Raw genomic sequence first — 17,225 nt, 5'->3', positions numbered from 1 at the left:
CCCCGCGGCGATCGGTGCGGCAACCCCGGCGTCCCCTATCCCGGCGTTACCGTGGGCGGGTGAATGCGGTGGACGACGATTTTCTGGCCCTGCCGTTGCACGCGGCCGCCGACGCGGGTCTGACGGTGGCGCGAGCGGCGGGCGCGAGTCACGCCGATGTGCGGGTGCATCGGATCCGGACCGGGACGAGCACCCTGCGCGACGGCGCGCTGCAGGCGGCGGTGGACGACAGCGACTGCGGGGTGGCGGTGCGGGTGCTGCTCGACGGCACCTGGGGATTCGCGTCGCATCCGGTGCCCGGCCCGGACGGCGCCGCCGATGCCGCGGCCCGCGCCGTCGCGGTCGCCCGCACCCTGCGCGCGTTGAACCGGGATCCGGTGCAGTGGGCCGACGAACCGGTCCACCGGGACGCGGTGTGGGTCTCGCCGTACGAGATCGACCCGTTCACCGTCCCCGCGGCCGAGCGCCTCGCGGTGCTCGAGGACCGTTCGCGGCGACTGCAGGACGCCGACGGCGTCGACCACGTCGCCGCGAATCTGACCCTGGTCAAGGAACAGACCTTCTACGCCGATCTCGCCGGGTCGACGATCACCCAGCAGCGGGTGCGGATCCACTCCGATCTCGACGCGACCCGCGTCGACCGTGAGGCCGGCACCTTCGAGTCGATGCGCACCCTGGCCCCGCCGACCGGCCGCGGTTGGGAGTACGTGGCCTCGGACCGGTGGTGGGACTGGAGCCGTGAGCTCGCCGAGCTGCCCGAGCAGCTCGCGGAGAAGGCGCAGGCCCCGTCGGTGACCCCGGGCCGCACCGATCTGGTGATCGACCCGACGAATCTGTGGCTGACGATCCACGAGTCGGTCGGGCACGCCACCGAATACGACCGGGCCATCGGCTACGAGGCCGCCTACGCCGGCACTTCCTTCGCCACCCCCGACCTGCTCGGCAGCCTGCGCTACGGCAGCGACGCCATGCACGTCACCGCCGACCGCACCGAACCGCACGGCATGGCCACCGTCGGCTACGACGACGACGGGGTCGCCGCCCAGTCCTGGGATCTCGTGAAAGACGGGGTGCTCGTCGGCTATCAACTCGACCGGGCGTTCGCCCCGAAGCTCGGGGTGGCCCGCTCGAACGGCTGCGCCTACGCCGATTCGGCGCATCACGTGCCGATCCAGCGGATGGCGAACGTGTCGCTGCAACCCGATCCGGTGGTCGATCGCAGCACCGCCGAGCTGATCGCCGGGGTCGACGACGGGCTGTACATCGTCGGCGATCGCAGCTGGTCGATCGACATGCAGCGGCACAACTTCCAGTTCACCGGGCAGCGGTTCTACCGGATCCGCGGCGGCCGGCTCGCCGGTCAGGTCCGCGATGTGGCCTATCAGGCGTCGACCACCGAATTCTGGGGTGCGCTCGAGGCGGTCGGCGGAGCGTCGACCTGGCAGCTCGGCGGCGCGATGAACTGCGGCAAGGCGCAACCCGGGCAGGTCGCATCCGTTTCGCACGGCTGCCCGTCGGTGCTGGTGCGCGGCGTGAACGTGCTCAACACGGTGCAGGAAGGTGGCCGATGATCCCCGGAGACCGACTCGTCGAGACCGCGCTGGCGGCCTCGCCCGCCGACGAGACCATCGTGATGGTCACCGACAGTGCCGAGGCGTCGCTGCGGTGGGCCGGCAGTTCGATGACCACCAACGGTTCCGCCCGCGCCCGCGGTGCCACGATCCTCGCGATCCGCCGCACCCCCGACGGGGCGCACTGCGGGGTGGTCAGCGCCGCGATCGTCGACGCCGCCGACATCGGCGCGGTGGTCGCCGCGGCGTGGGCGGCCGCGCAGCAGGCCCCGGCGGCCCCGGATGCGATGCCGCTGATCGACGGTGACGGCCCCGACCCGCAGTGGGGCGACGAGGCTGTCGGCACCGACGTGGAGGTCTTCGCCCCGCTCCTCGACGGGCTCGCCGCCGGTTTCGACGACACCGACGCCCTCTACGGATTCGCGCACCACCGGTCGACGACGATGTGGCTGGGCACCTCCACCGGGGTGCGGCGCCGCTGGGTGCAGCGCGACGGCTCGCTCGAGATCAACGGCAAACGCGGCGGCCTGACCGGGGCGAGCGCCTGGGTCGGCGCCGGCACCGTCGACTTCACCGACATCGCAATGGATCCGCTGCGTGCCGAACTGGCGCGGCGGCTGGACTGGGCCGGCACCCGCGTCGACCTGCCCGCCGGACGCTACGAGACGCTGCTGCCGCCGTCGGTGGTCGCGGACCTGATGATCCCGCTGCTGTGGTCCCTCGACGGGCGCGGCGCCGAGGAGGGCCGGTCGGTGTGGGCGGAGCCCGGCGGCACCCGCCTCGGCGAGCAGATCGCCGGACTGCCGGTGACATTGACGTCCGATCCGGCCGCCCCGGGGCTCGGCTATGCACCGTTCGTGGTCGCCACCGCCTCCACCGACAGCGTCTCGGTGTTCGACACCGGGATGAGCGCCGGGCGGGTCGACTGGCTCCGCGACGGCGCCCTGCACGCGCTGGCGTATCCGCGGGCCGCGGCCGCCGAATTCGGCGCCACCCCCACGGCGCCGGGGGAGAATCTGCTGCTCACCGGTGGCAGTACCGCCGATGTGGACGACATGATCGCCCGCACCGAACGCGGTCTGCTGCTGACCACCGTGTGGTACCTGCGGGAGGTCGATCCGGCGGTGCTGTTGCTGACCGGCCTGACCCGCGACGGGGTGTATCTCGTCGAGGACGGGCAGGTGCGGGCGGCGGTGAACAACTTCCGGTTCAACGAATCCCCGGTGGATCTGCTCGGCCGCGCCACCGAGATCGGCGCCACCGAACGCACCCTGCCGCGGGAGTGGAAGGACTGGTTCACCCGCACCGCGATGCCGCCCGTGCGCATCCCCGACTTCCACATGTCGTCGGTCAGCGCCGCTCACTGACGTCCGGTCCGGTCGGTAGGCACCGACCGGACCGGCAGGGGTTCAGAGCAGGTCGGTGAGTTCCTTGCCGATCTCCTCGGGGGTGACCGTCGGCTCGAAGCGGCGCACCACTGCGCCCTGCGGGTCGACGAGGAACTTGGTGAAGTTCCACTTCACGTCGTCGGTGCCGATCGCCTCCGGGCGGATCTTGCTCACGTGCTCGAACAGGAAACCGTGCTGCGGCCCGAAATCGCCGGGAGCCTCGGCGCGCAGATGCCGGTAGAGCGGGTGCGCGTCGGCGCCGTTGACGTCGAGCTTCGCGAACACCGGGAAGGTGACGTCGAAGTTCACGCGGCAGAACTCCTGGATCTCGTTGTCGCTGCCCGGTTCCTGACCACCGAACTGGTTGCACGGGAACGCGAGGATCTGCAGGCCGCGCTCACCCAGCTCGCGGTGCAGCGCCTCGAGGGCCTCGTACTGCGGGGTCAGGCCGCACTTGCTGGCGACGTTGACGATCAGCAGATACCGGCCGGCGAAGCGGGCAAGATCCTCGCTGCCGCCGTCGGCGGTGGCCACGGTGTACTCGTGCACGGACATGCGCTCTCCTGTACTGGGTTCGATCGGCTCGGCCCCGCAGGTGAGGCCGAGATCACCACGGACCCTACGGGATCGGACGAACCGGGACGATCCGGACGCGCTGCCGGTGCGGGTCAGTCCAGGTCGCGGACGTGCCGGGCGGGGCTGCCCAGATGCAGTGTGTGCGGGGCGCAGTCCTTCGTCACCAGCGAGTTCGCGCCGATCACCGCGCCGGCGCCGATGCTCACGCCCGGCATGATCACCGCACCGGAACCGATCCACGCGCCGTCGCCGATGGTCACCGGCTCCCCCGTCAACGTCGACGCGCGCTGTTCGGCGGTACCCATCCGGTGACTGCTGGTGAGCACCCGCACATGGTCGCCGAGGAACACCCGCTGCCCGACGACGATGTCGGCGACCGTGTCGAAATAACAGCCGTGGTTGACGAACGAGCCCGCGCCGAGGGTGAGCCGGCCGAGGCCCTGCACCACCACGCGGGTGTGGATCAGGCTCGGCGGTGCGGCGTCGACACCGGCGCGGCGCAACCACTTCCAGCGCTTCGAACCGGAGATCAGCGGGCTGCTTGCGAGCGCCACCGCGATCGCCTGGGACCGGTAGGTGTGAGAGCGCGCCACGACGTCTACCGGCCGGCCGTGTCGTCGGCAGGATCGAGCACACACGCCAACCCGACGGTGCCGGTGCGGCCACGGCGCACCACGCTCGCGCCGACGATGATCCGGCCGAGCAACCCGTACTTACGGGCGATCACCGACCGGGCGTGCGCCGAACCGTCGGCGTCGAGCACCTCCCCGATGCCGGGCACCGCCGCCGACTTCGCGTTGCCGCGCGCGTCGCAGATCGCCAGGGACACCCGCGGATCGCGGCGCAACCGCCGCACCTTGTAGGCGTCGGCGACCGTCCACACCAGCAACCGGTTCCCGTCGGGCGCCGCCCACACCGGGGTGTCCACCGCGCTGCCGTCCTTGCGGTAGGTGGTCAGCAGCACGAACTTGGCGGCGGCGAGGTCCGCGAAGGTGGGGGTCGTCGACTCGGGCATGGCCCCCACCCTACAAACCGCACGGTCTCACGGCAGCGCTCGTCCCGCGGGCGCCGCGTTCTACGCTGGCGGTCATGGCCGATACCGCTGTCGACGTGCACCTGCCCGCCGGGCACCTGACCTCCGCGCAGGTGCAGCTGCTCGCCGAACTCGCCCACACCCACGGCGGTGGCGAACTGCATCTGACCGCCCACGCCCAGCTGCAGGTGCGCGGCGACCACACCGCGATCGCCGCGGCCGTCACCGCCGCCGGCCTCACCGTCGACGTGCCCACCCGCGCACGGCTTCTCGTCTCGCCGCTCAGCGGCCGTATCGGCGGACACCACGACCTGCGCGACCTCACCGCCGCGGTGATCGCGCACCTCGACGACCGGCCGGTGGCAGCCGGCACCGTCCTCGGGCTCGACGACGGCACCGGCGACATCGTCGCCCTGGCCCCCACCGTCGCGGTCCTCGCCCGCCCCGACGGTCGCTTCGCGGTGATCCGCGACGGCGCCGACACCGGGGTGCGCGTCGCCCCGGACGACGCCGCCGACGCGCTGCTCACCCCACCGACCGACCCCACCGGTGCCCCGGAACCGGTGCCGGAGCAGCCGCGGCCACCGATCGGGTGGCTCGACCAGCCCGACGGAGCCGTCACCCTCGCCGGCGGGCTGCCCGGCGGGATCCTCCCCGCGCGCCTGGCGGAATTCCTCGCCGCCGTCGACCGTCCGGTGATCGTCACCCCGTGGCGGTCGGTGCTGCTGTGCGATCTGGACGAGTGGACCGCCGAGCAGGTGGTGCGGGTGCTCGCCCCCATGGGGTTGATCTTCGACGCCGACTCCCCGCACCTGCACTGAGCCACCGCTGACCTGCACGAACGGGCGGACTTCGCGAACCGGACCGTCGCCGCCGATCCGGCCCGCCGACGGTTCGGCCGCGCCTATCGTGGACGGATGAGCGGTCCGACAGCGGAATCCGACAGCTACGACGTGATCGTCCTCGGCGCGGGTCCGGCCGGGGAGAACGCCGCCCAGTACGCCATCGCCGGCAGCGACCGCACCGCGGTGCTCGTCGAACACGAACTCGTCGGCGGCGAATGTTCCTACTGGGCGTGCATGCCCAGCAAGGCTCTGCTGCGTCCCACACAGGTGCTCGCCACCGCCCGCAACATGCCCGGCGTCGCCGACAAGATCAGCGCCCACGGAGTCGAGGTACCGGCCGTGCTCGCCCGCCGCGACAGTTTCACCCACAATCGCAACGACAGCTCCCAGGTGGACTGGGCCGAGGGCGCGGGCATCGCCGTCGTGCGCGGCCACGGTCGCCTCGACGGCGAACGCACCGTCACCGTCTCCGGTGCCGACGGGGAGCGTCGCCTGCAGGCCCGGCACGCGGTCGTGCTGGCCACCGGCACCGTCCCGTCGATCCCGGACCTGCCCGGGCTGCGCGACGCGCTGCCCTGGACCTCCCGGGATGCGACGAACCTACGCGAGATCCCCCGCCGGGTGCTGGTCGTCGGCGGCGGTGTCGTCGCCTGCGAAACCGCCACCTGGCTGCGGCAACTCGGCGTCGAGGAACTCACCCTCGCGGTGCGCGGCGACCGCCTGCTGCCGCGCGTGGAGCCGTTCGCCGCCGAACGCGTCGCCGCCCGCATGGCCGACAAGGGCCTGGATGTGCGGTACCGCACCGAGATCCGCTCCGTGCAGCGCCCCGACGTGAAGGACACCGGCGTCGGCTGCATCCACGGCGGTCCCGCCACCGTCGAACTGTCCGACGGCAGCATCGTCGAGGTCGACGAGATCGTCGTCGCCGCCGGCCGCCACCCCACCGTGGACGGACTCGGTCTCGACAGCGTCGGCCTGACCGACGGGAAGGTGACGGTCGCCGACGACCTCACCGTCGACGGGGTCGACGGGCAATGGCTGTATGCGGTCGGGGATATCGCCGGTCGCGCCGCCCTGACCCACATGGGCAAATACCAGGCGCGGGTGTGCGGGGACGTCATCGCCGCTCGCGCCGAGAACCGCCCCACCGACGGGTCACGGTTCCGGGCGAGCGCCGACCACGGGCAGGTCCCGCAGGTGATCTTCACCGTCCCGGAGATCGCCGCGGTCGGCCGCACCGCCGAGCAGGCCCGCGCCGACGGACTCGACGTCGAGGTCCTCGAGGCCGACATCGACGTTGCCGGTGCCTCGTTGGCCCGCGACGACTACGCCGGGCACGCGGCGCTCGTCGTCGACCGCGCCACCGACACCCTCGTCGGCGCGACCTTCGTCGGCCAGGAGGTCGCCGAACTCGTCCACGCCGCCACCGTCGCCCTGGTCGGGAAGGTGCCGCTGGATGCGCTGTGGCATGCGGTGCCGTCCTACCCCACCATCAGCGAGATCTGGTTGCGACTGCTCGAATCCCGCCGCAGCTGACCGCCTCTCGAACGTGCAGTTGTCGTCGCGACACGCCGAACCGCGACGACGGGAACTGCACGCCGGCGGTCAGCGCGGCAGCCGCCGCCAGATCGCGCGCGGCAGCAGCCGCATCCCGAAGAACACCGGCCGCAGCACCGCCGGCACCCACACCTCCCCGCGCCCGCGGTGCAACGCCCGCACCGTCGCGTCGGCGACCTGCGGTGGGGTGCTCGACAGCGGTGCCGGGCTCATACCTTCCGTCATCCGGCCGATCACGAAACCGGGGCGCACCAGCAGCAGCGAGATTCCGCTGCCGTGCAGGGCATCCGCCAGGCCGGACGCGAAACCGTCGAGGCCGGCCTTCGCGGAGCCGTAGACGTAGTTGGCGCGGCGCACCCGCCACCCGGCGACGGAGGAGAACACCACCAGCCGACCCGAGCCCTGCGCGCGCAACCGCTGCGTCAGGTCGGTGAGCAGCGCGACCTGCGCGAGATAGTCGGTGTGCACGATCGACACCGCGTGCGCCGCATCGGTTTCCGCACGGGCCTGGTCGCCGAGGATGCCGAAGGCCAGCACCGCCACATCGATCGGCCCGAACGCGGCGATGCGGTCGAGCACCGCGGTGTGGGTGTCGAGGGCGTCGGCGTCGAACTCGACCGGATGCACCGCCGTCGCCCCTGCCGCCCGCACGGCGGCGCACTCGTCGACCAGGTCGTCGGCGCGACGCGCGGCCAGGATCACGGTGCGGCCCGGCGCGAGGCGAGTGGCGACCTCGACGCCGATCTCGCTGCGTCCCCCGAAGATGACGACGGTTCCCTGCGCGCTGTGGTTCATGCGGCCCAGTGTCCCGGGTCGATTTCCGGGAGGCAGTGTCGGGTCTCAGCCCGGCAGCACCGTCAGCCCGTGCGGACGCAGATTCATCGACTCGCAGCCGTCCTCGGTGACGACGACGATGTCCTCGATCCGCGCCCCCCACTCGCCGCGGAAGTAGATGCCCGGTTCGATGCTGAATGCCATGCCGGGCTGCAGGGTGTCGTCGTTGCCGGAGACGATGTACGGCTCCTCGTGCACCGACAGGCCGATGCCGTGCCCGGTGCGGTGCACGAACGCCTCCCCGTAACCGGCGGCGGCGAGCAGGTTACGGGCGGCGGCGTCGACGTCCTCGGCGCGCACCCCGGGACGCACCGCGTCGACCGCGGTCTGTTGTGCCTTCTCGAGCACCGCGATCTTCGTCGCGATCTCCGGGTTCGGTTCGCCGATGCTGTAGGTGCGGGTCGAATCCGAGTAGTAGCCCGGCTCGACGGGACCACCGATGTCGATGACGACGATGTCGCCGGATTCGATGACCCGCTCGGACACCTCGTGGTGCGGGTCGGCGCCGTGCGGGCCGGAACCGACGATGACGAACGCCGCCGCGGTGTGCCCCTCTTCGAGGATCGCGGCGGTGATGTCCGCAGCCACCTCGGCTTCGGTGCGCCCGGCGCGCAACCATTCACCCATGCGGGCATGCACCCGGTCGATGGCGGCACCGGCGCGGCGCAAGGCCTCGACCTCGTCGGCGTCCTTGACCATCCGCAGCTGCCGGATCACCGACGTCGCCAGCGCCGGGGCGCTGCCGAACCGGGCGGTCAGCGGCACCAGATGCAGCGCCGGCATCGCCTCGGCCACCGCGAACGCCCCTGCGGTCGCCACGAGTTCACGCACGAGCGCGTACGGGTCCTGCCCGTCCACCCAATCCCGCACCGGCAGACCGAGTTCACCGATGGCGGAGTCGTTCAGCGACGCCAGTTCCAGCCGCGGCACCACCACGGTGGCCCCGGAACCGTCGGTGGGGATCACAAGGCAGGTCAGGCGCTCGAACGACTCGGCGCGGGAGCCGGTGAGATACCGCAGGTCCGGTCCGGGGGTGATGAGCAGCGCATCGACGCCGGCGGCGGCACCGAGTTCGGCGGCGCGGGCCAGGCGGGCCGCGTAACGGTCGGCGGGGAATCGGGTGGCGGCAGTGGTCATGTCTTCGAGACTAGTGGCCGCGGCCGGATGGCAGGATGTGGTCCGTGACCGCACCGGAGAACCCCACGCCCGCACCGGACCCCACGTTGATGCTGCTCGACGGCGCGAGCCTGTGGTTCCGCGCCTTCCACGCCATCCCGGAGAAGGTCACCGCCCCCGACGGCAGCCCGGTCAACGCGGTGCGCGGCTTCGTGGACATGGTGGCCTCGCTGATCCGCACCCACCGTCCCACCCGGCTGGTGGTGTGCCTGGATCTGGATTGGCGCCCGGCCTTCCGGGTCGCGGCGATCCCGAGTTACAAGGCGCACCGGGTCGCCGCCGGGTCCGACGGCACCGTCGAGGAGGTCCCGCCTGCGCTGCTGCCGCAGGTGCCGGTGATCCTCGAGGTGCTCGCCGCCGCCGGCATCGCCACCGGCGGCGCAGCGGGTTTCGAGGCCGACGACGTGCTCGGCACCCTCGCCGCCCGCGAAACCACCGATCGGGTGATCGTGGTCAGCGGCGACCGCGACCTGCTGCAGGTCGTCACCGACAGTCCGGTGCCGGTGCGGGTGCTCTACGCCGGGCGTGGCCTGGCCAAGGCCGAGTTGTTCGATCCGGCGCTGGTCGCCGAACGCTACGGGGTGCCCGCCGAGCGGGCCGGCGCCGCCTACGCCGAACTCGCGGCGCTGCGCGGCGACCCGTCGGACGGACTCCCGGGCGTCAAGGGCGTCGGGGAGAAGACCGCCGCGTCGTTGCTGCAGCAGTACGGCTCCCTCGACGCGGTGCGCGCGGCGGCGCTCGACGAGTCGACGTCGCTGGCGAAGGGCATGCGGGTCAAACTCGCCGCTGCGGCGGACTATCTGGATGCGGCGCTGCCGGTGGTGCGGGTCGCCACCGACGCGGACGTGGATCTGTCCCGCTCGGATGTGTTGCCGGCGGCACCGGCCGATCCGGAGCAGCTCACCGCGCTGGCGCAGCGGTGGGGTCTGGAACGGCCGGTGTCCGCGCTGATCGCGGCCCTGGCCGACCGCTGACCGCCCCCGGTCAGTTGGGGCGGCCCACCTCGTAGGTGCCGTTGTCGTCGGTGACGGTGACGGTCACCTCCCGGAACTGGCCGTCCACGGTGACCGCGCACGTGAAGCTGTGTCCGGCCTCGACCTTCTGGTCACTGGGGCACTGCACGTCGCCGACCTGCCCGGCCCCATACGACTCGGTGAGCACCTTCGCGATGCCGGCCTGGGTGGATTCGGTGTCGAGGACCTTCCCGCCGAACATCGTCGCGGCGAGGATCCCGATGATGGCGAGCACCACGACGAGTCCGACGCCACCGAGGATCCACGGCAGCGTCGACTTCCCTGTCTGCGGGCCGTTCTGCGGCGGTGTGCCGGGCTGCTGCCAGGTGTTCGCGGGCGCTGCCCAGGGTTGCGCCCCGGCGGGCTGCTGACCACCCCACCCGGGCTGTGTCGGTTGCTGACCGGGCGCGCCCCACGGCTGTGCGCCCGGCTGCTGGGCCCAGCCCGGTGCCTGTCCGGGTGCCTGTCGACCGGGTGCCTGCTGTCCCCAGCCGGGGGCGGGGTGTTGCGGGGCCGGACCCCAGCCCTGTTGCGGTGCACCGGTCGGCGCACCCCACGGATTCTGGTGCCCGGGACCGGGCTGTGCGGGAGTCTGTTGCCCGGCCGGCGGCGCCCACCCGGGCTGCGGAGCGTTCCCACCCGCACCGGTGTCGGGTTGCCACGGCGACTGCCCGGCGGGCGACTGCCCCCAGCCGGTGCCGCTGCCCTGCCCCCACTGCTGCTGGCCGGCGGGCGGCGCCCACGGCGATCCGGGCTGCTCACCTCCCCCGGAGGTCGGGTTCGGTGCCCATGGATCCGTCGATTCCGGCGGCCTCTGCCCCGGCGAGTCCTGCGGTTCGTTCGGCCCGGTCATCGTCGTCTCCACTCACCCTTCCCGTTGTGTGCCCATACGGTAGCGTCCACTCGCCGCGCGGGCATCCACGCCTACCGGGCGTCCCGGACACCCCCGCGGGGGCCGGGTCATTCGGCGGTGGGATCGACGGCGACGACCCCGCGGCGCACCGCCCCGACCGCCTTGCCGGCGGTGCGGGCGAGCTCCGGATCGTCCGCGCAGGTGCGGATCTGGTCGAGCAGATCGATCAGCTGCCGGCACCACCGCACGAAATCTCCGGGCGAGAGTTCCTTGCCGGCGGCCTCCGCGGCGACGAGCGCCTCGGTCAGCGACGCGGTGGACGCCCAGGTGTAGGCGGCGGTGACGAAACCGAGATCCGGTTCGCGGGTCGGGGGCAGCCGGTGCCGGATCTCGTCGGCCCGCAAGCCGTCGCAGATCCGGGTGGTCTCGGCCAGCGCGTGCCGGATCGGGCCGGTCGGTCCGACGACGGTGACCGGCTCGTCGGTGCGCGATTCGTAGATCACCGCGGAGGCGACCGCCGCGAGTTCGGCGGCGGACAGTCCCGCCCAGGCACGGCGCCGCACGCATTCGGCGACCAGCAGATCCGATTCGGTGTAGATGCGGGCGAGCCGCTCCCCCGCCTCGGTGGTCGCCGGATCGTCGCCCTCGGTGAGATAGCCGCGTTCGGTGAGCAGCGCGACGATCCGCTCGAAGGTGCGCGCCAGCGAATCCGTCGCCGCGGCGGCCTTGCGGCGCTGCTGTCGGGTGTCGCGCAGCAACCGGTGGTAGCGCTCCCCGACCCGCGCCAGCGAATCCAGATCGGGATGCTTGCGGGCCGGATGATGCTTGAGTTGCCGGCGCAACGCGTCGATCTCGCGGGTGTCGCCCTTGGACTTGCTGCGCTTGGGGCGGCGCGGCGGCACGAGGCCCTTCGACCGCAACGCCGACGCGATGTCGCGGCGCCCGCGGCCGGTGCGGTGATCGACGTGCCGCGGCAGCCGCAGCGTGCCCAGCACCGTCGCCGGGGTCGGGAAATCCCCGGCGGAGAGGCGACCGGACCAGGCGTCGGCGGTGACGACCTGCGGCCGCGGATCACCGGCGTCGGTGTCCGGTAGCACCACCACCGCCAGGCCGGTGTGTTTGCCGGCGGGCACGGCGATGATGTCGCCGCGCCGCAGGGTCACCAGCGACGCCACCGCCGCGGCCCGGCGATCCTGCTTGCCGCGCCGCTCGTGGGCGCGTTCGGCGTCGGTCAGCTCGGCGCGCAACCGCAGATAGTCGAGGATCTCGCTGTCCTCACCGCCGAGCTGATCGCGCAGCTGCTCGAGGGTGGCCTCGTTGCGGTCGATGCCGCGTTTGAGACCGACCACCGACTTGTCGGCCTGGAACTGGGCGAAGGACATCTCCAGCAGCGCCCGCGACCGCTCCACCCCGACGGCGTCGATGAGGTTGACCGCCATGTTGTAGGACGGGCGGAACGAGCTGCGCAGCGGGAAGGTGCGGGTGGAGGCGAGCCCGGCGACCGAGGCCGGTTCGATGCCCGGCTGCCACAGCACCACCGCGTGGCCCTCGACGTCGATACCGCGCCGCCCGGCCCGGCCGGTCAGCTGCGTGTACTCGCCGGGGGTCAGCTCGGCGTGGGTGTCGCCGTTGAACTTGACGAGCTTTTCGAGCACCACCGTGCGAGCCGGCATGTTGATGCCCAGCGCGAGGGTCTCGGTGGCGAACACCGCCCGCACCAACCCCCGCACGAAGAGTTCTTCGACGGTGTGCCGGAAGGCCGGCAACATCCCGGCGTGGTGAGCGGCGATGCCGCGTTCGAGGGCGGTGCGCCACGACGCGTAACCGAGGACCTCGAGGTCGCCGCGCGGCAGATCCCGGGTGTGCTCGTCGACGATCCGGCGGATCTCCGCGGCTTCGGTGTCGTCGGTCAGGTGCAGACCCGAGCGCAGGCACTGCTGCACCGCGGCGTCGCAGCCGGCGCGGCTGAACACGAAGGTGATGGCCGGCAGCAGACCGTCGCGGTCGAGGCGGACGATGACCTCCGGGCGCGGCGGCGGCCGGAAACGGGGTCCGCGTTCACCCCAGCGGTCCATCCCGGACAGGCTCTGCCGTTGCCGCACCGCCGACGCCAGCTCCGGGTTGACGACGATGTCCCGGCGCCGCCGGGCCGGGGCGGTGTCGGTGTCGGCGCGGCGGTCGAACAGGTCGTAGATGCGGGAGCCGAGCATCATGTGCTGGTGCAGCGGGATGGGCCGCACCTCGTCGACGACGACGGTGGTGTCGCCGCGCACCGTGGTCATCCAGTCACCGAACTCCTCGGCGTTCGACACCGTCGCCGACAGCGACGCCAGCCGCACGTCCTCCGGCAGGTGCAGGATGACCTCTTCCCACACCGCACCGCGGAACCGGTCGGCGAGGAAGTGCACCTCGTCCATCACCACGTGGGTGAGCCCGATCAGGGCGGTGGACGACGCGTAGATCATGTTGCGCAGCACCTCGGTGGTCATCACCACCACCGGCGCATCGGAGTTGATGGACTGGTCGCCGGTGAGCAGACCCACCGAGTCCCGGCCGTGCCGGGCACACAGATCGGCGTACTTCTGGTTGCTCAGCGCCTTGATCGGGGTGGTGTAGAAGCACTTGGAACCGCCCTGCAGCGCCAGATACACCGCGAACTCGCCGACGACGGTCTTGCCGGCGCCGGTGGGGGCGCACACCAGCACCGAATGCCCACCCTCGAGGGCGCGGCACGCCTCGATCTGGAACGGATCGAGCGGGAACCCGAGGCCGGTGGCGAACTCCGCGAGCTGCGGGGTGGGGACGAGCGGCGCGGTGCCGGTCTCGTCGTCACCGGGGCCGGGAGCGGGGTCGCCGGTCACAGGGTGTCGGAGTAGTCGGTGCGGGCCGGATCGGTCCGGACGGTGTCGGTGGGCGCCGTCGGCGCTGCCGGCTCCACCGGGCTCGGGGCCGGAATCGTCGAACCCTCGTCGTCGTCGAGATCGGCCCAGCCTTCGGCGCGGGCCTTGCGGGCGCGGCGCCGGTCGGTCAGCCGGGCGATCTGGATGGCGAACTCCACGAGCAGCGTGAGCGCCAACGCCAGGGCGAGCATGGAGAACGGATCCTGGCCGGGGGTGGCGATGGCGGCGAAGACGAACACCGCCATGATCAGCCCGCGCCGCCACGCCTTGAGCTTGGCGTAGGGCAGCACCCCGACGCCGTTGAGCGCGACGATCACCAGCGGGATCTCGAAGGACACCCCGAAGATCACCAGCAGGTTGATGAGGAACCCGAAGTATTCGGCGCCCGAGAGGGCGGTGACCTGCACGTCGTTGCCGACGGACAACAGGAACGACAAGGCGTGGGAGATCACCAGATAGGCCAGCACCGCGCCGGTGACGAACAGCGCCGCCCCGCAGGTGACGAAGCCGATCGCGTAGCGGCGTTCCTTGCGGTACAGGCCGGGGGTGACGAACGCCCACAACTGGTACAGCCAGATCGGGCACGCCATGACGATGCCGGCGGTCGCGGCGACCTTCAGGCGCAGCATGAACTGCTCGAACGGTCCGGTGGCGAGCAGTCGGCACGCCCCGTCGTTGCTCAGGTCGGCGCGGGCCGAGGCGGGCAGGTCGCAGTAGGGGCCGCGCAGGATCTCCCCGAGGCTGTCGAGGCCGAACAGGCTGCGGCTGTACCAGACGAATCCGAGGATGGTGGTGAGCACGATCGCAGCGAGAGCGATCAGCAGACGCGTGCGCAATTCGTAGAGGTGCTCGACCAGCGACATGGTGCCGTCGGGATTGGTCTTGCGCCGGCTTCGGCGCGGATCGAACGGGATGCGCACGGTGCGGTTCTCAGCTCCTGTCGAGACCACCGGCGTGCGGGCGTGCCGGGGTCAGCGGAACGCCGGGACACCCGTGGTGGGCGCCCCGGCAGGATGAACGTCGGTCAGGCAGACCGCGGTTCGGTGTGCGTGTTCGGCGCGGCGGGATCGGCTGTCGGCTGCGCGGCCGGCAACGGATTCGGCGCCGGCTGCTGCGGCGCGGACGCCCGGGCGTCGTCGTTCTGCATCTCCTTGACCTCGCTCTTGAAGATCCGGAGCGAACGACCGAGACCGCGCGCGGCGTCGGGCAGCTTCTTCGAACCGAAGAGAATCACGACCACCAGCGCCACGATGGCCCAGTGCCAGGGGCTCATTGCACCCATTTACAACAACCTCCACTGATCGGCTCCGATCGATGCTACCGGACCTCGAGCACAGCCCGAGGCTTCGCGCCGGTGTATCCACCCACAATTTGCGGAGGGTTCATACCGATGTTTCACATCGCCGCCCTCAGGGTGTCGGCCCCGCGCCGCGGGCCGGGTTCTCCCCGTCGAGCTCGGCATAGGCGGCCAGCGCCGCCTCGGCCCGCGCCCGCACCGCCGCCTGCAACTCCGGTGGGTCGAGCACCTGCACCCCGGCGCCGAGCCCGACGAGCAGCCGCGCCATCCACCCCGGCGAGGCGTACCGCATCGACGCCTCGCAGCTGCCATCGGAGAGCACCTGCACGTCGGTGAGCGGGTAGTAGTCGAGCAGCCAGGTGTACGACGGGGCGATGCGCAACCGCGCGGCGGGCAGCGACGGGTCGCCCTCGAACAGTTCGAGGTGCTCGTCGTCGGTGATCGCCCGATGCGGCGGGCGCGCCGGCTCGTCGAGCACGGTGGCGGCGTCGATGCGGTCGAAGCGGAACAGCCGCACCCCTTCGGCGCTGCGGCACCAGGCCTGCAGATAGGCGTGCTCGTCGATGATGACGATGCGGATCGGGTCGACGTCGCGTTCGGAGACGGTGTCGCGGGAGGCCGAATAGTAGGTCAGGTGCACGGCGCGCCCGTCGCGCACCGCGGCCCGCACCTGTCCGGCGGCGTCGGAGTCCCCGGCGGTGTCCGGATCGGGTTCGGCGACGGCGGTGGCGGTGTCAGTGGTGGTGGCGGTGTCAGTGGTGGTGGCGGTGTCGGCGGGCAGCGCGGCGGTCCCGGCCGCCGCTTCGATCTTCGCGATCGCCGACTGCGCCGCCGACGGGTCGACGACACCGGGCATCTCCTGCAACGACCGCAGCGCCACGAGCAGCGCGGTGGCCTCGGTGGAGGTCAACCGCAGAGGGCGTTCGATGCCGGCGGTGAAGGTCACCACGATGCTGTCCTCGGAGAACGACAGGTCGATCAGATCGCCGGGCCCGTAGCCGGGCAGCCCGCACACCCACAGCTGGTTCAGATCGTCCATCACCTGCTTTGGGGTGACCCCCAGGTCGCGGGCGGCTTCGGCCGCGCTGATCCCCGGGTGCGCCAGGAAATAGGGCACGAGATTGAGCAGTCGTCCCAGTCGCGCCGACAGTCGTGTGCTCATCGACCCTCTTCCCCCGCAGTCGTGGTTGCCTGTTCGAGGATGCGCTGCACCTCGGCCCGCAATTCCGGTGGGTCGAGCACCAACGCGTCCGCGCCCTGCCCGGCGACGATCCGGGCGATCCACTCCCACGAGCGCACCGGCACCTCGAGTTCCACCCCGTCGCGGTCGCCGATCCGCCGGGCCGCGCCGGCCTGTCCGAGCCGGCGCAGCTCCCAGGCGCGCCCGTCCGCCACCCACAGCCGCGCCGATCCGCTCACCTCCGCGGGGGAGGTCGCGGCGAGCACCCGCCCCCGCAGATCCACGCCCTCCGGGATCTGCACCGCCCCTTCGGGGCCGATCGCGGTGATCTCGTCGCCGATGCGCGAGAGCCGGAAGGTGCGCACCGCAGTGCGGTCGCGGTCGTGGCCGACGAGATACCAGCGGCCGTGCACGGTGACCACACCCCACGGTTCGACGGTGCGCGTCGACCACGGCTCGGTGGGGGAACTGCGGTGGGTGAACCGCACCGCGCGGCGCGCGTCGATCGCGGCGAGCAATGCCGTCAACGCGGGTTCGGAGCCACGGGCGCGCGGCGGCAGCGGCGCGACCACCTCCCCGCCGTCGGTGTCGACGCGGATCCCGGCGGCACGCAGCTTGAGCACCGCGCCCTGCGCGGCGGCGGTCAGCTCCGGCGATTCCCACAGTGCGGCGGCGACGGCCACGGCGGCGGTCTCCTCGCGGGTGAGGTCGATCTCGGGCAGTTCGTAGGCGTCGCGGTTGATGCGGTAGCCCTCCACCGTCGACGACCGCGACGGCCGGCCCGTCTCCAGGGGCACCCCGAGATCGCGCAGTTCGTTCTTGTCCCGCTCGAACATGCGGCTGAACGCCTCGTCGCTCGCGCATTCGGAGTAACCGGCCACCGAGGCACGGATCTTCTCCGCGGTCACGAACTGTCGGGTGGACAGCAGCGCGATGACCAGGTTCACCAGCCGTTCGACTTTCGAGATCGCCACGCGCCAACCCTAGTGCCCGCGCGCCGCC

General features: G+C 72.1%; 16 protein-coding genes. 5 read left to right on the top strand and 11 right to left on the bottom strand.

Translation table 11 applies throughout. The features are described 5' to 3' along the window. Nucleotides 1-59 precede the first annotated feature (59 nt). Both ACNJ7K_RS15415 and ACNJ7K_RS15410 read left to right on the top strand, forming a co-directional pair. Nucleotides 60-1,571: a TldD/PmbA family protein gene (locus ACNJ7K_RS15415; protein WP_159418182.1), complete on the top strand. Its 1,512-nt coding sequence runs from the start codon at nt 60-62 to the stop codon at nt 1,569-1,571. Next, complete coding sequence (locus ACNJ7K_RS15410) at nt 1,568-2,938, top strand: metallopeptidase TldD-related protein (RefSeq protein WP_159418183.1); 1,371 nt, start codon at nt 1,568-1,570, stop codon at nt 2,936-2,938. Before ACNJ7K_RS15415 ends, ACNJ7K_RS15410 begins: the two co-directional genes overlap by 4 nt. Before the next feature lie 42 nt (nt 2,939-2,980). Here the strand turns inward: ACNJ7K_RS15410 and ACNJ7K_RS15405 are convergent, their stop codons facing one another. The 3 genes from ACNJ7K_RS15405 to ACNJ7K_RS15395 form a co-directional block, all read right to left on the bottom strand. Continuing rightward, nucleotides 2,981-3,514 (bottom strand): glutathione peroxidase, encoded by a 534-nt coding sequence (locus ACNJ7K_RS15405; protein ID WP_159418184.1) that lies wholly within the window; start codon nt 3,512-3,514, stop codon nt 2,981-2,983. A gap of 113 nt (nt 3,515-3,627) precedes the next feature. After that, nucleotides 3,628-4,128 (bottom strand): acyltransferase, encoded by a 501-nt coding sequence (locus ACNJ7K_RS15400; protein WP_159418185.1) that lies wholly within the window; start codon nt 4,126-4,128, stop codon nt 3,628-3,630. A gap of 5 nt (nt 4,129-4,133) precedes the next feature. Beyond that, entirely contained in the window at nt 4,134-4,550 is a 417-nt protein-coding gene (locus ACNJ7K_RS15395) for a PPOX class F420-dependent oxidoreductase (RefSeq protein WP_120282849.1), read from the bottom strand. 74 nt (nt 4,551-4,624) lie between these two features. On the opposite strand from ACNJ7K_RS15395, the gene ACNJ7K_RS15390 reads away from it, so the two are divergent. Both ACNJ7K_RS15390 and ACNJ7K_RS15385 read left to right on the top strand, forming a co-directional pair. Next, entirely contained in the window at nt 4,625-5,389 is a 765-nt protein-coding gene (locus ACNJ7K_RS15390) for a precorrin-3B synthase (RefSeq protein WP_120282848.1), read from the top strand. Nucleotides 5,390-5,485: 96 nt separating this feature from the next. Then, the gene (locus tag ACNJ7K_RS15385) at nt 5,486-6,949 is read left to right on the top strand and encodes a dihydrolipoyl dehydrogenase family protein (RefSeq protein WP_487041866.1); all 1,464 of its coding nucleotides are present in this window, start codon (nt 5,486-5,488) and stop codon (nt 6,947-6,949) included. Between the two features lie 69 nt (nt 6,950-7,018). Here ACNJ7K_RS15385 and dprE2 read toward each other — a convergent pair whose 3' ends face one another. Together dprE2 and ACNJ7K_RS15375 are read right to left on the bottom strand one after the other, a co-directional pair. After that, on the bottom strand, nt 7,019-7,765 hold the full coding sequence (dprE2, locus tag ACNJ7K_RS15380; RefSeq protein ID WP_268653727.1) for a decaprenylphospho-beta-D-erythro-pentofuranosid-2-ulose 2-reductase: 747 nt from the start codon (nt 7,763-7,765) through the stop codon (nt 7,019-7,021). Between the two features lie 45 nt (nt 7,766-7,810). Continuing rightward, a complete protein-coding gene (locus ACNJ7K_RS15375) occupies nt 7,811-8,941 on the bottom strand; it encodes a M24 family metallopeptidase (RefSeq protein WP_159418188.1) in 1,131 nt (376 codons plus the stop codon). A gap of 35 nt (nt 8,942-8,976) precedes the next feature. On the opposite strand from ACNJ7K_RS15375, the gene ACNJ7K_RS15370 reads away from it, so the two are divergent. Continuing rightward, a complete protein-coding gene (locus tag ACNJ7K_RS15370; protein WP_487041865.1) occupies nt 8,977-9,954 on the top strand; it encodes a 5'-3' exonuclease in 978 nt (325 codons plus the stop codon). 10 nt (nt 9,955-9,964) lie between these two features. Here ACNJ7K_RS15370 and ACNJ7K_RS15365 read toward each other — a convergent pair whose 3' ends face one another. The 6 genes from ACNJ7K_RS15365 to ACNJ7K_RS15340 form a co-directional block, all read right to left on the bottom strand. Next, on the bottom strand, nt 9,965-10,846 hold the full coding sequence (locus ACNJ7K_RS15365; RefSeq protein ID WP_487041864.1) for a DUF4333 domain-containing protein: 882 nt from the start codon (nt 10,844-10,846) through the stop codon (nt 9,965-9,967). A gap of 107 nt (nt 10,847-10,953) precedes the next feature. Then, nucleotides 10,954-13,707 carry a DEAD/DEAH box helicase gene (locus ACNJ7K_RS15360; protein WP_487041863.1) on the bottom strand — a complete coding sequence of 918 codons (2,754 nt, stop codon included), beginning with the start codon at nt 13,705-13,707 and terminating at the stop codon, nt 10,954-10,956. Continuing rightward, nucleotides 13,704-14,666, bottom strand: coding sequence for a twin-arginine translocase subunit TatC (gene tatC / locus ACNJ7K_RS15355; RefSeq protein ID WP_033098353.1), 963 nt, complete (start codon nt 14,664-14,666; stop codon nt 13,704-13,706). Before tatC ends, ACNJ7K_RS15360 begins: the two co-directional genes overlap by 4 nt. Before the next feature lie 104 nt (nt 14,667-14,770). Further along, a complete protein-coding gene (gene tatA, locus ACNJ7K_RS15350) occupies nt 14,771-15,028 on the bottom strand; it encodes a Sec-independent protein translocase subunit TatA (RefSeq protein ID WP_120282841.1) in 258 nt (85 codons plus the stop codon). A gap of 127 nt (nt 15,029-15,155) precedes the next feature. Further along, on the bottom strand, nt 15,156-16,205 hold the full coding sequence (locus tag ACNJ7K_RS15345; RefSeq protein WP_230791791.1) for a helix-turn-helix transcriptional regulator: 1,050 nt from the start codon (nt 16,203-16,205) through the stop codon (nt 15,156-15,158). Next, a complete protein-coding gene (locus ACNJ7K_RS15340) occupies nt 16,202-17,197 on the bottom strand; it encodes a helix-turn-helix transcriptional regulator (RefSeq protein WP_120282837.1) in 996 nt (331 codons plus the stop codon). Before ACNJ7K_RS15340 ends, ACNJ7K_RS15345 begins: the two co-directional genes overlap by 4 nt. Nucleotides 17,198-17,225 lie beyond the last annotated feature (28 nt).

This window comes from Rhodococcus shunpengi (assembly GCF_048381395.1).
In the GTDB taxonomy this organism is placed as follows: domain Bacteria; phylum Actinomycetota; class Actinomycetes; order Mycobacteriales; family Mycobacteriaceae; genus Rhodococcus.
Note: the sequence above shows the minus strand (reverse complement) of the source record. Positions and strands in the feature narration are given on the sequence as shown.